A 2,607-nucleotide genomic window follows, 5' to 3' on the forward strand; every position below is an offset into this window, starting at 1 on the left:
TGAAAAGCCGACTTTTTAAATACGCGCGAACAGAAGAAACGTTTGTTGAATGAGGTGAAAAAATGGGGCTCATATTGCCTACGGTAAGTACGGCTTTTATCGTTATTAGCGGAATTCTCGTTGCGATTGGCTGGTATGCCATTGCGAAAAAGCAAGTAGAAAAGCATATGAAGATTATGAAATGGGCTGCGATCTGTGCCACGATCTTCTTTATCACTTATGTTTCCAGAACGGCGTTTATCGGAAACACGCATTTTGGCGGACCAGACAGCATCAAGCCAATCTATCAGACGTTCTTGTTCTTCCACATCGTCCTGGCAACAGTCGGTGGTGTGATGGGTCTGATTACACTCAGATACGCTTACACGAAAAACTATGCTTCTCATCGTAAGATCGGTCCTTGGACATCCATTGTCTGGTTTGTCACCTCGATTACAGGAGCTGCGGTTTATCTGCTGCTGTACTGGATTTATCCAGGTGGCGAGACGTCTGGCGTGCTGGATGTAATTTTTGGTAAGTAATCGGGTGCTCAGATAGAAGGAAACAGGAGGTAAAAAACGTGGACCAGCAAATCACCGTGCAGGAATCGCTTGATGCCGATGCTTCTTTGCAGACACAGCCAGTAGGGCCAGCTACCTTTCGGGATTACGTACAACTGACGAAGCCTGGCATTACCCTGTCAAACTTGATGACCACTTTTGCTGCTTTATGGTTAGCGTCCTACGGTTATCCGAACTGGAAACTGGCTTTTTTCACCTTGCTAGGAACCGCTTTGGTCATTATGTCGGGTGCGGCTTTAAACAATTTCTACGACCGTGATTTGGACAAAAAAATGAAGCGGACGCAACATCGGGCGGTAGCGACCGGAAGAATTTCTGCACGTAACGCAATCCTCTTAGGAATTGGTCTGCTGCTGGCAGGGGTTACTGTGCTGGCTGTATATGCGAATCCCTTGGCGGCGGTTTGGGGATTGATCGGCCACATTTTTTACGTGCTGATTTACACGCCGTTGAAACGAGTGACAACTCTCAATACGGTGATTGGCGGTATTTCAGGTGCAGCTCCTCCGGTAATTGGGTGGGTCGCAGTAACAGAGACCATGGACATGACCGCTTGGCTGTTGTTCTTGGTATTGTTCTTGTGGCAGCCTCCCCATTTTTTGGCGTTGGCTATGCTGAAAACAGAAGAATACCGTGCAGGTAATCTGCCGATGCTACCGGTAGTAAAAGGCTTTGCCGAGACGAAACGACAAATGGTGCTGTGGGGTTCGGTGTTGTTCCCGGCTTCTTTGCTGCTGTTTATCCACGGTAGCCTGGGCTTTGTGTATTTGCTCGTCATGAGCGTGATGGGGATTGTATACATGGTTCTGCTTTTCCAAGGGTTCAAAACCAAGGATGATCTTGCTTGGGCACGCAAACTGTTCGGTTATTCCATCCTTTATTTGACAGTGTTTTGTGCAGCGATCGTCATTAGTACCATGGTCAACTATTATTGACACGAAACACTCACTAAATGTTCACGGAACATCCCTTGCTTAGCAGGGGATGTTTCATTATCGTAAAAGAGGACATAGAACGAGGTGTTGTTTGATCCTCACAAGAAACAGGGTGACTTACTATGGGAAAATGGCTGAAGCCATTAGCTTTTCTTGCTACCTTGATCATGTTTATCGTGATGGTAGCCGGTTCGCTTGTAACCAAGACAGATTCAGCACTCGGCTGTGGAAATGACTGGCCGCTGTGCAACGGGAAATGGGTTCCGGAATACACGTTGGCATCCATTATTGAATATTCTCATCGCCTGATCACAGGTGTTGCCGGTATTGTTGTCGCGATTTTTTCTGTACTTTGCTGGCGGTATTACAAAAACAACCAAGAAGTTCGCAATCTCGCTATTTTTGGTTTGTTTTTCATCGTAGTGGAGTCCATTCTCGGCGCTTCTGCCGTTATTTGGCCACAGTCTTCATCTGTTTTGGCTCTGCACTTCGGATTTTCCTTGCTTGCTTATTCAGGGGTGTTCTTGTTGAGTGTGTTCGTTTATCAGCGAGAAAAAATGCAAAGCCTGGTGAAAACGACCGTCTCAAAAGGCTTCCGCAACTGGATGTGGTTCGTCGCTATTTATACGTACGCTGTCGTTTATCTGGGAGCGTATGTCAGACATACGGGTTCAAGTATGGCCTGCAGTGACTGGCCGTTATGTCAGGGACAGGTCATCCCAGAGTTGTACGGACAGACCGGTATTCATTTTGCCCACAGAATCGCTGCGTTGGTGTTGGGATTCTTGTTGTTGGGGACGATGATTTACTGCATGCGACATTTCAAGGAAAAACGGCGTGACTTGTACGGTGCAAGTATCCTGAGCTTTATTCTTTGCATCGCGCAGGTGTTCAGCGGCGGCTTCGTAATCATCTACAAGCTTCACCTGTACGCTACACTGACTCACTCGATGATCATCACGATTTTGTTCGGGATCATCTGCTACATGTGTTTGCAGACGTTGAAGTCACCGACAAATGAAAAGCTGAGAAGATAAAAGGAAAAGCTGCGCTCCTGATTCGTGGAGGGCAGCTTATTATGCGGCTGTAGTGGTGGGGAAGAAGCGCATTTC

At 47.1% G+C, this 2,607-nt stretch carries 3 protein-coding genes; all 3 read left to right on the plus strand.

Features of this window, described 5'->3' with window-relative positions; translation table 11 throughout:
- Positions 1-62 precede the first annotated feature (62 nt).
- Positions 63-521, plus strand: a complete 459-nt coding sequence (locus tag C7R94_RS29165) for a DUF420 domain-containing protein (RefSeq protein WP_007728156.1) — start codon at positions 63-65, stop codon at positions 519-521.
- A gap of 38 nt (positions 522-559) precedes the next feature.
- Positions 560-1,495, plus strand: coding sequence for a heme o synthase (gene cyoE / locus C7R94_RS29170; protein ID WP_106785991.1), 936 nt, complete (start codon positions 560-562; stop codon positions 1,493-1,495).
- A 122-nt stretch (positions 1,496-1,617) separates the two neighbouring features.
- Positions 1,618-2,532 carry a COX15/CtaA family protein gene (locus C7R94_RS29175; protein ID WP_106785992.1) on the plus strand — a complete coding sequence of 305 codons (915 nt, stop codon included), beginning with the start codon at positions 1,618-1,620 and terminating at the stop codon, positions 2,530-2,532.
- The last annotated feature ends 75 nt before the right edge of the window (positions 2,533-2,607 follow it).

The sequence above is a fragment of the Brevibacillus sp. NRRL NRS-603 genome, from assembly GCF_003013445.1.
Classification (GTDB): domain Bacteria; phylum Bacillota; class Bacilli; order Brevibacillales; family Brevibacillaceae; genus Brevibacillus; species Brevibacillus formosus.